Raw genomic sequence first — 12,377 nt, 5'->3', positions numbered from 1 at the left:
GTGGTGTCCAGCAGCTTACGCGGCGTGCCATCAGGCTTCGTTTTGTCCCAAACGATCTGCCCTTCGTACCCCACCACCTCGGCCACCATCTCCACCAGTTCACGAATCGTCACATCCGAGCCACAGCCCACATTGACCAAATCCGGCGGGTCTTCCAATTGCAGCAAAAACGCGCAGGCGTCTGCCAGATCATCCGCATGCAGAAACTCGCGCTGGGGGCGGCCCGTGCCCCAGGCCACCACTTCCGCCTGGCCCGTCAGCTTGGCCTCATGAAAGCGCCGGATCAGCGCCGGCATCACATGGGAGTTCTGCGGATGGTAGTTGTCATTGGGGCCATACAGATTCGTCGGCATGGCCGAGTGATAGACCACGCCATACTGCTTGCGATAGTACTCCGCCATCTTGAGCCCTGCGATCTTGGCAATGGCATAGGCCTCATTGGTCGGCTCCAGCGCCGAGGTGAGCAGGCAGTCTTCAGGCATCGGCTGCGGCGCCAGCTTGGGGTAGATGCAGGAACTGCCCAGAAACAGGAGTCGTTTCACCCCAGTCTTCCAGGCACCGTTGATGCAATTGGTCGCAATCGCCAGATTTTCATAGAGGAACTCGGCAGGATAGGTGCTGTTGGCGTGAATACCGCCCACCTTGCCCGCCGCGATGATCGCCGCGTCAGGCCGCTCAGACTGGTAAAACTCCATGACTGCCGCCTGATCAGAGAGATTGAGCTCCTGACGTGTGCGGGTGACGACGGTCACGCCTGCCACTTTCTGGAAACGCCGCACCAGCGCGCTCCCCACCATGCCTGTATGTCCGGAAATAAACAGCTTCATCATGCTTTAGAGAAATTTCAATCTGGCTTCGTGTTCAGCCAGCTTGAGATCGGCGTCCACCATTTTTTTCACCAGCTCTTTGAACCGCACCTTCGGCTCCCAGCCAAGCTGCCTCCGAGCCTTCTCCGGATTGCCGATGAGCAGGTCCACCTCCGCAGGGCGCTCGTAGCGGGAATCATGCATCACGTATTGCTCCCAGTCCAGCCCCACGTGGGCAAACGCCTCCTGGCAGAACTCTCGCACGCTGTGAGTTTCATTCGTCGCGATGACATAATCATCCGGCTGCTCCTGCTGCAGCATGAGCCACATCATCTCCACATACTCCCCGGCAAAGCCCCAGTCGCGTTTCGCCTCCAGATTGCCGAGGTGAAGTTTCTCCTGCAGCCCCATTTTGATGCGCGTGGCCGCACGGGTGATCTTCCGCGTCACAAAGGTCTCCCCACGGCGCGGCGACTCATGATTGAACAAGATGCCACTGGAGGCATGCAGACCGTAGCTTTCGCGATAGTTCACCGTCAGCCAGTGGGCGAAGACCTTGGCACAGCCATACGGCGAGCGCGGCCAGAACGGCGTCTGCTCCGTCTGCGGCACCTCCTGCACCTTGCCAAACATCTCCGAGGAAGAGGCCTGGTAGAAGCGCGTCTTTTTCATCAGCCCCGACTCACGAATCGCTTCCAAAATGCGCAGCGTGCCCAGTCCGTCCACATCCCCGGTGTATTCCGGAATGTCGAACGACACCTTCACATGCGACTGCGCCCCCAGATTGTAGATTTCATCCGGCTGCAGTTCATACAGCAGCTTCACCATCTGCACCGCATCCGCGAGGTCACCGTAATGCAAAATCAACCGCGCCCCATCCACATGCGGATCCTGGTAGATGTGGTCAATCCGCCCCGTGTTGAAGCTGGAGGAGCGGCGGATGACGCCATGCACCTCATACCCCTTGCCCAGCAGCAGTTCCGTCAGATAGGAACCGTCCTGACCTGTGATGCCGGTGATGAGTGCTTTTTTCATAGCATTGATATAATCAATGAATCGGGTCCGGCACCAACCGTTTCAGACAAATAACCAACAAAGGACTCTTGTCTCTCCTAACGGCACCCTTTGGCCGCTGCCACTTCCACCACTTCGAGAAAGCGCCTGCGCGCGGTTTGAATGGCAAACTGGGCCACATACAATTGACGCGCCTGCCTCCGGGCCACTCTCTTCTCATCAGCAGATTGGCGTGACCACCCCTGCAACAACTGCAGCGTACCGTCCACGGTGTCGTCAGCCACCAGTCCAGCGCCATATTCTGCAATGAAAGGTGCCGTATTCACCTTGTCGGACAACAGCACCGGCACTTCACACGCCAGCGCCTCGGCCACCACGATCCCGAAATTCTCCTGATGCGAAGGCAGCACCAACACTTCGGCGGCAGCCAGTTCACGCCATTTGTCCCGCCCCACCACGCCGCCCGCAAAAGAAATATCCGCACCGATCTTCAACCCAAGCTCCTCACATTGCCTTTCGAGTTCTTCCTGGAAATGAGCTGCATACGGCGGGCCGACAAAGCGAAGATGCACCGTCCTGCCGGGATCATCTGTCCCCTGCCAGCGGGCGAAGGCTTGAAGCAGCATGTCACATCCCTTTTTAGGATGAAGCCGACCAAGGAACAAAAACACCCGCCTTCCAGCCAGCACAGGATGGGCGCTCTCGCACTCAGCTTTCAGCACTGCCGTTGAATCCGGCGGCTCTTCGACCCCAAGCGGCACAATCACCTGCGTCCCTTGGATTTTCCCTAGCATGGGAGCGGCCAGACGGCGCTCATCCTCCGTGGTAAAGCATACCCCAGCCGCCTGCCTGAACACTTGGCGATTGAACAACCACCACGCCGCACTTTTCAGCCACCGCGACTGCCTGAGCGCCCAGGGATCCAGCATGCCATGGGGATAAATGAGCACCGGCACATTCGAAGCTCGCGCCGCCTTCGCTGCCGCCAAAGCATGATATTGCCACAGGCCATGCACCACGACAACAGCCCCAGGTTGCAGAAGATCTCGCAGCCCGGCCTCCCAGTTCGGCGTCCAGCCAAACTTGGTCCTCGCCGGCCCCAGCAGACGCACCGAGCAGGGCCAGTCACTGCCCCAGCCAGTTTTCGGATCATCTGAGCTAAGCACCGTCGTTTTCACCGAATCCTGCGTCTGCGCCAGCAGCCTTACAGCTTCCGTCGTGCCCCCATGGTCAGGATCAATGGAGTGAATGACATGAATGATCGACAGGTTCATGATCAATGGCCTTGTTCCTGGTCTGGCGAGTTCAGCACACGGGTATAAACCTCAACCATCTCCTCGCCAAAGCGGCTGACCGACAACTCCCGCGCACGCAGACGGCCCTGCGCAGATTTCTGTTCGCGCCACGCTGCGCCCTGCCTCAGACACTCTGTGATCACTTCGGCTGCCTGCTCCACGTTCTCTGGATCGATGTACTCAACAGCATCTCCGCCCACTTCAGTCAACGGCGCACGATTCGAAGTGAAGACTGGGCAGCCACGAGCCATGGCCTCAAGCACCGGCCAGCCAAACCCCTCTTCAAAAGAGGGAAAGATCAACGCCTGCGCCTGATCGTAGGCCGCCACGATCATGGATGTCGGCGGCCGGGCAAACCAGGTGACACAGGAACCGATCCCCAGTGTCACGACCAGCTCATTCTCAGCCTCTGTGGCAGCGGCTCCCATCATGACCAGCGCTGGCGCAGACTCCAAGCCCAAGCGCCGTCTCAGGGCTGCATAAATGCTCAGCACGCCCTCCCGGTTCTTGTACCAAAGTCCATTCCCGACATGCAGTAAAAAGGATAAGGGCAGCTCTGGAGCACACACGGTCTCGGCCTGCACCTCAAATGCGGGATCGAGCGGATTCAGGACCACATGAAAACGATGTTCCTGCCCCACCAGACGCTCACAGTCTTCGCGAGTCTTATTCGAGACACAGACGATGGTTGAGGGAAAGCGTAGCGCCCAGAAAATATATCTCTGGAATGCCCCCCTCCACCACCCCGCCCGAGGGATGCTTGGAATGTCGCCGATGGCGGCTCTAACAGCGATCAAATCATGGACCGTCACAATCACTCCAAAACCCCTCAACCACGGAATCAGCGGCCCCAATCCTTGGTCCGTCACATGAATCAAGGTTTCCACTCCCCGCCCAGCCTGGAATGCCGCTTGCCAACGCAGTCGCAGAGGGAAAATCAAGTATTTGTCCACATAACCGAACTGCTTTCTCACCCGTCGGGGCATCCAACTCAGCCCACCCAAGACCACGTGAGGGTCTAAGCGTTCGACCTCGTCTCCGAAGACCGGCGTGACAACAGACTGCACCAAGTCTGTGTAGCGCTGCATGCTATGCAGCCGGTCCGGGGCATAAGTACCAGTGATCAACAGGTGCCGCTTTTTGTCACCTAAGCCAGTGCGCCGACAGTGAAACGCCGCCATCGCCTCATGCGCGGCAGCAACAAACCTGCTGCGTCCTTCATCCAAAGTGTGGTCATTGACGCTCGCCCTTGCCGCAGCGCTGGTACGGGCCAGATCAGCAGGCGCAAGTTCCGCCAGCAGTCGCAGGGCACTTTCGATGGCTTTGGCTTCGGAATTCGGCAGCAGCCAGCCATTGACCTCATGGGTCACGAGTTCCCGCGCAGCGCCCGCGTCCTCGGTGGTGATCACCGGCAAGCCAGCCGCCAGAGCCTCCGGCACGACCATGGCCCAGCCATCATGCCGCGTAGGCAGACACAGGGCATCCGCTTGAGCGTAAAAGGCTGGAAGTTCCTGCCACTCGCGGAAACCTTCCCATGATACCTGAGCGGCCACCGGTTGGAGAATTTCGCGCATCTGCCTCTCCAGCGGGCCAGAGCCCAGGATGATCAGACGCAGGTTCGGGTGGGCCCGGGCGGCGGCACGAAACCCCTCAGCCAGTCCCAGCACACCTTTGCGCGAATTCAAAATGCCGGAATACAAGACAACGCGTTCTTCGGCCCGGACTGTGCGCGGCTGCTTCCGAAAACGGCTCAGGTCCGAAAAATAGGGCAGGTTGACATAGCTTTTGTCCGCGCCCCAGTCGTTCATATAACCCGCCACTCCAGCCTGCCCGATCGCCCAGATCGGTGCGGCACTTTTCGAAATTGGATAGAGCAGCAGACGGCGGGCCAGACGTCCGTAGCAGCCCAATCGCAAAAAACCCGGACGCTCCCCCCAAAAAGCCCAGGGCCGTGCGCTGAGGTGCCTGAGATGCAACGCCGCCAGGGCAAACCAATGGGTGTAGTAGTTGCATACCGTCAGATCAGCCTCCAACACCCAGCCGAAGGCCTGCCTGACAACCTCGGGGTGACCTTCCAGCACCAGATGCTCGTGCTTCAACGTCACCCGTCCCCAAGGATGCTGATCATGCTGACGGCGCAGATAGATCACGCGCAGGCTTATCTCTCCGCCGGCAGTGATCTCATTGAAAAATTCAACTTGATAGGGAGATGTCAGATAGGTCACCACGCAGACGCTGAGGCGCGGAGTGCCCTGCTGCTCAGGCTCATGGGAAGCAGGATCAATCATGCACACAAGAGAGGAGAAAAGCCAAAGTGGAAGCCACTCGCAGCGGCACACGGCGGAGCAGTAGCCAGGACCAGGCCGTGAGGGTCCTAACAGGCCTTCTCACGGGTAGATAGTGCCCCATGGCTGCGGGCAGCGCCAGCAGCGACCGCTGGATCACGCGCCACTCCCTCTTCAACGCCAGCCGAAACAGACGACGCAGTATGCTGCCACAAGCCTGCGGCAGCAGGGGCAACGGATAGCGCAGCAGTGGGAACAGCACTGTGTTGATCATCATCGCCACCTGCGTGTCCTCGGTTTCGCGCACAGGAACTGGATGATCATGAAACACGCGCAGATCACCGGACTGCAAGCAACGACCGCCTAGGTCATGCAGTTGAATGCTCACATCCACCTCCTCAAGATTGTAGGCCACCGGCAGAGGGAGATAGCCCCGCGTGCGCAGGAACCAGTCCCGGTTCATCAGATGACCGCAGCCAACGTAGATGGCCTGCAACCACAGCCCTTGTGGGTCGTGCGACTCCATCGGCAGGATCGTAGCGGCCAACACCGCCGTCTCTGGATACCGCGAAATAAGCCTCCAAGCCCGGGCAAAAAAATCTGCGTCCACAGGAAATGAATCGTCGTCAAAATGCGCCACCCAAGCGCAACGAGCCTCGCGCATCATCTGGTTGCGCGCGCCCCCCGGACCGATGAGCCCAGAGGAGTGCAGCAGCCGCACGTTTGGAAACTCCCCCTCCACTAAAGCACGCAGCCCCGCGTCATTGCCATCCAGATGCACGAGGATCTCAGCAGGCGGCGGAACGCAGTCCCGCAGCCGGGTCAGAGTCGTGCGCAACTGCTCAAACCGCCGGCAAGCCGGCACCGCGACGCTGATTGGAATCTCCGGCAATGACATTAAAATCGCATCTCGTTAGCGTGTTGCATGGTACAACGCCCTAGGCTGAGTTGCACTCAGCGCTGGTTCAATTTTTTCAAACTCATGCAAGGCCATGCCGACCACTTGATCCATATTATAGTAGCGGTAGGTGGCTAGTCGGCCGATGAAGCTGACCCCTGCAGTTGCAGCCGCCAGTTCAGCATATTGCGCATAGAGGCGGCTGTTCTCCGCCGTGGGAACTGGATAATAAGGCTCCTTCCCGGGACCGTAATCGTCCGGATATTCATAGACGATCGAAGTGTTTTCACAGCGTTGCCGGGTCGCGTGTTTGATCTCAACAATGCGGGTGAAATCATGCTCATTGGGATAATTGACCTGCATCGCAGGCTGCCAGAATCCTTGCTTGCCAGCAATCGCAGCCCGTGATGCCAGGGTATCTGCCTCAAACGATTGCGTCTCGAACCGCAGCGATCGGTAGGGCAGCGCACCAAACCGGCAGTCAAAAAATTCATCCACCGGTCCGGTGTACACCATGTGCCGGAACTTCACATGAGGCAGGAGTTCCCGATAATCCGTTCGCAGCATGATCTGCACCCCAGGACTTGCCTCAATCATGTTTTGAAACAACCGATGATACCCCGCAGCCGGCAGCGCCTGGAATGTCTCCTGAAGATAGCGGTTGTCACGATTGGTGCGAATGGGGATGCGTCCACACACGCTCGCGTCCAGTTCGCGTGGATGCTTTTTCCATTGCTTGAGCGTGTACCCCTTGAAGAACTTCTCATACAATTCCCAGCCCACCTGTGAAACAATCACCTCTTCCGAGTTTTGCGGTTTGGAGATCGGCACGCGCTTGTGCTCCAGATACGCTTTGAACTCTTCTTCATCTGAGGGTCTGCCTATGAGTTCCTCAAAAGTGTTAAGATTGATTGGAAAATGCCAGTAACGGCCTTCCGCAAACGAACGGATTTCATAACTCGTGGGCAGCCACGCGGTGAACTGCGACAAATAATCCACCACCTTGGAGCTGTTGGAGCGGAAGTAGTGCGGACCATAGACATGCGTAAGCACTCCTGCCTCATTGTAGGCATCATGCGCGTTCCCGCCTACATGCGCCCGTTTGTCCAGAACCAGACAACGCAGTCCCATCACATTGGACAGACGCTCGGCCATGACCAGTCCGGCAAAACCAGCCCCTACAATGAGAACATCCGTGTTCATGCGATATTAAGGCCGGGAGACTCTCTGGAAGTACACGACCACAAGCCGCGCACTGTCGATGGGTGAGATCTGTCCGACAACCCCTGGATGATGTTGCAAATACCCAGCAGATGCCATGGCCAGAGGCACTACATTTTCTTTGGCAAAACCGGCCTCTTGCATCTGGCTTTCAATCCAAGGCAGAACACTCGAATAGGCGACGCTCGAACTGTCATGAATATAGACGGCCTTCTCCGTCTGACTGAGTCTGCCTATGATAAGCTTAAGCGGATTTGGTTCCAGATGGGAATAGAATGGCATCATTTCCATTTCTAGAACACGTTCGGGAAACCGCCCGAACCAAGCCAGTCCATGAGGGTCCTGACAGTAGAACGCCACACTGTTGGAGTTGGACAAAATCAAGCTTCCTGGTTGTTCTTTTCGAATTCCAGCCACAACTTCGCCGGTGGGCACCAGCCAGCGGTAGGTAAGCCAGCCGTCGCGACGGATGAGATTGGTCAGACTGCCAATCAAGATCGCCACTGCCGCCCCAAGGAACACCACCTTGGCCAACCTTTGTAAACGGGCACTTTCGCGTGAAATGGATGCCAGCGCAGTGCCTATCAGCAAGGCTACAAAAGGAGTGAAAATCAGCAGTCTTTTGGTCCAAATGACATTCTTCGCCACCAATACCCCCAAAATAACCACCACGATCACCGTCATAAACTGCGTCGTGCGGCGGGTTTGCAATCCAAGAGCGAGAGCGGCCACCGCAGCAACGACCACCGGCAGCGAAATCCACCACGCATAGGGAGTTGAAACTTCACCAGCAAAGATGGCATACAGCGAAGCAGCTGTGTATGGAAATGAGAAGGCTGAAACTGAAAGTCCCAATTGCCGGAAGAACACCGGCAGCCAAGGCAGGTAAAGCAGACCAATAACCGCCCAGCCGGAAATCATCCACACCCATGGGCCTTTTTTAAATGCCACGGTCAGCAGCAGAGCAACCCCCTGCCCCAGAAACACCACCGGAGCGCTGTAATTGCAGTACCACATCGCCGTGCCAGAAAGTACATAGACCGCAAAATCCCCCCATTGGAATCGACTTTCAACCTCAGGCTGGTTTCGCGGCAGTCCTATAGCCCGCAGCAGTGCATGAAGGTTCCAAATGGCCAGTGCAGCGAACATGGAATACCAGCGCATAGCCGCAGGAAACATCCAGTGGTAGGGCATCCACACGGCGACAGCCAGCACCATCCACCCTGCTCGCGCCCCACCCCAACGCGCGCCACACTTGAACAGCCCCCACAGCGCGAAAATCCAGCAAAGAATTGAAAGCAGTCGCAGTTTGAATGGGGCATAGCCCGCCCATTGCTGCCAATAATGCAATGCCAGATCATACAACGGCGGATCTTCATGCACGTTGGACGCCATCAATTGCATCAGTTCCGGCAGCGGTTCCTTGGCTAGGAAAAAGCCGTTGGTTTCATCATCCCAGATGGTCGTGGTGCCAGCATTCCAGCAAAGCAGGGCCATTCCGGCGAGGGTGAGCAGTTGCAGCCAGCGATTGGAGTAGGGCTTCATCATTCAATGCAGCAGGTTTTGTAATTGGCGCACCATCTCAACGGCGCGCGTGGCAAATTTAGCCAGCGGGACAGAAGGCTCACCGCCGTAACGTTCGCGAAAGCGGATCGTTACCAGTCCCTGCCGAATGCCCGACTGGTGCCGCAGCAAGACCGCCAGTCCGACGTTGGCCAGGAAGAACTGCGCATGAATGCGATTGATTGTGTCAGCACAAGCAGCCGTCCGCATCAGTCGATAGGGCACGTTGGCATCGGCACAGTTGGCACGGGCAAACCCAAGCAGCGTTAGCCGCAGCACCATGCTGGCAATTACCCGCCGCCAGCCATCGTCACGCCGTCTGCGCACGCCGTAAATCACATCGAACCTTTCCCGGTTCCGCCAGAAGCGGAAAAAATACTGAGGGTCACACTGACCATCCGAGTCGAGCTGAAAAATATACGGAATGCCGCGCTCGATGGCAATGCGGTAGCCTTGCAAACAGCTCTGGCCATGACCTCGATTTTCTCGTTCGATGACTTCCAACCGCTCGCCAAATTTGCTGCGCAACTGTTGGAGAATAGCGCCGGTGCCGTCGGTGGAACCGTCATTGATCGCGAAAAAAACGAATCTTTCCGTCCAGTTCTCCAGTTCGGTGAACCATTCGCTCACCACCTTGCGAACAGATGCCGATTCATTGTACACCGGCATCACCACCAAAAGCTCGGGGGGATCACTGCTCATGCGATGGGTGCTGGGATTGTTCGGACTGGCGGGGATTGCATGGTCGAAGAGGCGTTTGAATCAATGGCAGAACTCCGGAGTCAATCATGCAGCCTCGGCACGCGAGAGCCACGCCGATGGAGCGCCTGTTGCGGAGCCTGCACGGGACGCGCACGCCGCACCAGGGATTCCAGATTCGGAATCAGGCAGAAGCCCCAGGCGGCGCAGGCAAACACGTTGGCGGTGTGATTGAGGATGAAACTGCCCGGCAGCAGCAGCAATTCGTAGCAGAAAAATCCGAGCGCCAGAGAGCGAAACATGGAGGGAGGCGAACGCTGAAAGGCCACCCAGCACTGCCAGACCATCGCCATACGAAACAAATACCAGACCACGAAACCCGGCCAGCCCAGTTCCGCCAGCACCTGCCCGGTTTCAGCATCATAGACCGGACAGCGCAGATTCGGTGGGTCGATTTTCAAAGCACTGCGCATGGCCATGGATGCCGGGTGAGACATGCCAATGCCAAAGCCCATCAAATCCACTTCCTTGGCCGCCAGGAGCACCGAGGAGACGGGATACATGATGCGCCCAAAGGTGCTGTCCCCTGCGTAGGTGCGCCGCGTCTCAAAGGCAGTCAGCGCCTTGCTGAAGAAGACATTGATTCCAAATACGATCAAGACTGCACCCAGCATCAAGTAGGGCAGTGTATTGCGGGCCTTGCCCACTTTGGACACCGTGGAGGTCGCCCCCACAATGGCACCTACGATGAGCATGCTAAAGACTGCACCACGGGAGCCGGACATCAGACCATTGGCCACCAGCAGGGGCAGGTTGCCCAGCAGCAGCACCCAGCGGCGCTTGTCATTGATGCCCGTCAGCAGGCCGAGGGAGAGGATGAAGAAAAACTGCACAAACACCGCATGCCCAGAAATGTAAGAGAAGGTGCCGGTAATGCGTGCGGTGGCCACGGCACCAGTGCCAAAGGTCGCCACTTGATGGGTGTCTGCAAACTCACTGGCGGCATACACATTCAGCCAGGAGCCAGGACCCGCCACGAACTGTACAGCTCCGAGCAGGCAGATCGGAATGGCAAACAGTGAGTAACGAAACAGCATCGTGGTCATCTGCGCCTCATTGCGGAACAGCAGCGGGATCATGAAACCCAACGGCACGTACCAAAGGTAGATTTTGAGACCGTAGCCCGCCAGAGTGATCGAGCCGATATTGGCGTTCAGAGCACCGAACATGACCAAGGTGATACAGACCACGGTGATCAGGGTGGCCGGTGCGCGCACCCGCCAGGCCCGGATATCGGGATCGGGGAACATGAAAAATTTCAGGTAGGCCCCGAACAGTATGATGTCCTTGAAGAAATACACCAGTTCCGACCCCTGCGGAAAAATCCATTTACGAATCGCCCCTTCAAACAGCGCCACAATCATCGCGGCATAGACCGCCCGGCGCCAGTTCATCATGGCCAGGAGGACGATGAATACCGTACCTACGGCACCCAGCATCATCATTTGTTGAAGCGAAAATTTCATGTCAGAATAAGTTTATGGCATTATGACCCGTAAAGGGTGCACGCTGCAAATCATCATTGCCTGGAAGCGGCGGCAGAAGACCAAATGCCCGCAGCCGAGCGAGTGGGCTACGACACCACGACGTCCCGAAGTTGCTCACGATAGCGCTGCCACGTTTGTTCCCTGCTCCATGTCAGCGCGGCCTCTCGCATCGTCAGCACTAGCCCCGCATCACCCGCCAACTGCCGCAGGTGGTCATGAATGGCGGACGCACTGCGAATGGGCACCAAAAATCCTTCCTGCCCGTCCTCAATCAAGCCTGCAAGCCCCGAATGCGGCGTGGTGATCACCGTGAGGCCGCAGGCCATCGCCTCCAGCAGCACGAGTGCCAGCCCTTCATACAAGGTCGGCAGCACCAGCACCTCATGCTGTCGCATCTCCGCCAGCACCTCTTCATGGCTCAGGCCAGAGCGGTGTCTATGGGTGACAAGCAAACGATCAAGCGCCGCGCAGGGAGCGGCGCTGGTGCGGGAGCCAATCACCGTCAGCGTCGCCAGTTCTTCCAAACCCGCCATCGCCTCCGCCAGGTAGGCCAACCCCTTCCCTTGATTCAAACTGCCGACATACAGCACTCGCAACCGGGCAGGCTTTGAACTTGAAACCTGAAACCTTAAACTTGAAACTTGCCTATCAACCGGCTCCGGGCCGCCATAGGGCACCACATGAACTTGGCCGCTGAAGCGCGGTGCCAGCCTGAGACTGTCACGCACCAGTTCGCTAGGCACGATCACCAGATCCGCCAGTTGCAGTTCACGATCCCGCCGCTGCATGACCTCGCTGTTCTCCTCCATGACCGGCAGTGTCATCGCCCATTCCGGCTGGCATTCGGCCTCCGCCAACACGATGTCACGCGTGAAGCGCCAGTAAGGCGTAGGCAGTTCATAGATTGTACGGATGCCACGCTGGCGTGCCGCCAAGAAGGTCTGCTCAGCCGTGTCCATGTAGGCATGCACCGCTTGCAATCCCTGACTCTGCGCGACCGAACGGGCCACCGCCGCTTCGAAGCGTCGAACGGCCAGCTCCAAGGAGCC

Annotated in this window: 10 protein-coding genes; all 10 read right to left on the bottom strand. The window is 57.8% G+C overall.

The annotated features are described in order from the left end of the window. Positions 1 to 827: GDP-L-fucose synthase (locus PSV43_RS23385; RefSeq protein WP_345784690.1), on the bottom strand; the 827-nt coding region annotated here is incomplete at its 3' end. A 6-nt stretch (positions 828 to 833) separates the two neighbouring features. After that, on the bottom strand, positions 834 to 1,841 hold the full coding sequence (gene gmd, locus PSV43_RS23380; RefSeq protein WP_300203454.1) for a GDP-mannose 4,6-dehydratase: 1,008 nt from the start codon (positions 1,839 to 1,841) through the stop codon (positions 834 to 836). 77 nt (positions 1,842 to 1,918) lie between these two features. Beyond that, complete coding sequence (locus tag PSV43_RS23375) at positions 1,919 to 3,094, bottom strand: glycosyltransferase (protein WP_300203452.1); 1,176 nt, start codon at positions 3,092 to 3,094, stop codon at positions 1,919 to 1,921. Positions 3,095 to 3,096: 2 nt separating this feature from the next. Next, positions 3,097 to 5,343, bottom strand: coding sequence for a glycosyltransferase (locus PSV43_RS23370; protein WP_300203450.1), 2,247 nt, complete (start codon positions 5,341 to 5,343; stop codon positions 3,097 to 3,099). A gap of 52 nt (positions 5,344 to 5,395) precedes the next feature. Beyond that, the gene (locus tag PSV43_RS23365; RefSeq protein ID WP_300203448.1) at positions 5,396 to 6,298 is read right to left on the bottom strand and encodes a glycosyltransferase; all 903 of its coding nucleotides are present in this window, start codon (positions 6,296 to 6,298) and stop codon (positions 5,396 to 5,398) included. 15 nt (positions 6,299 to 6,313) lie between these two features. Next, positions 6,314 to 7,501, bottom strand: coding sequence for a UDP-galactopyranose mutase (locus PSV43_RS23360; protein ID WP_300203446.1), 1,188 nt, complete (start codon positions 7,499 to 7,501; stop codon positions 6,314 to 6,316). Between the two features lie 6 nt (positions 7,502 to 7,507). Further along, complete coding sequence (locus tag PSV43_RS23355; protein ID WP_300203444.1) at positions 7,508 to 9,067, bottom strand: hypothetical protein; 1,560 nt, start codon at positions 9,065 to 9,067, stop codon at positions 7,508 to 7,510. Beyond that, on the bottom strand, positions 9,068 to 9,784 hold the full coding sequence (locus tag PSV43_RS23350) for a glycosyltransferase family 2 protein (RefSeq protein ID WP_300203442.1): 717 nt from the start codon (positions 9,782 to 9,784) through the stop codon (positions 9,068 to 9,070). A gap of 80 nt (positions 9,785 to 9,864) precedes the next feature. Beyond that, a complete protein-coding gene (locus tag PSV43_RS23345) occupies positions 9,865 to 11,307 on the bottom strand; it encodes a hypothetical protein (RefSeq protein ID WP_300203440.1) in 1,443 nt (480 codons plus the stop codon). A gap of 107 nt (positions 11,308 to 11,414) precedes the next feature. Further along, on the bottom strand, positions 11,415 to 12,377 hold a 963-nt coding region (locus PSV43_RS23340; protein ID WP_300203438.1), incomplete at its 5' end, for a glycosyltransferase family 4 protein.

It is taken from the genome of Prosthecobacter sp. (assembly GCF_029946185.1).
Lineage (GTDB): Bacteria > Verrucomicrobiota > Verrucomicrobiia > Verrucomicrobiales > Verrucomicrobiaceae > Prosthecobacter.
This window is presented reverse-complemented; position numbering and strand designations above follow the sequence as displayed.